Annotated in this window: 1 pseudogene; it reads left to right on the top strand. The window is 47.3% G+C overall.

The features are described from left to right. Positions 1–264, top strand: a pseudogene (locus ACGF49_RS25230) (ISNCY family transposase); the annotation flags it as partial.

Genomic DNA, 264 nt, shown 5'->3' with positions numbered 1-264 from the left:
CACAATTTGTCCATCAACTGATTGAACAATCTCCGGAGCATGAAACGATGTTGATGACTATTGCAGAACAGCTTGAACAAAAAGGGCTTGAGCGAGGTATCAAGCAAGGTAGAGAGCAAGGTATTGTGCAAGGTATTAAGCAAGGTATTGTGCAAGGCCGAGAGGAAGGCCGAGCGGAAGGTAAACTGGAAACGGCTCGTGCCTTATTACGGCATGGCGTGAGTTTGGACATTATTGTCACCAGTACCGGACTGAGCCGAGATA

Origin of the sequence: Photorhabdus sp. RM96S (genome assembly GCF_042879335.1) — a bacterium.
Lineage (GTDB): Bacteria > Pseudomonadota > Gammaproteobacteria > Enterobacterales > Enterobacteriaceae > Photorhabdus > Photorhabdus kayaii.
The sequence above is the reverse complement of the archived record's forward strand: the minus strand, read 5'-3'. Positions and strand labels throughout refer to the sequence as shown.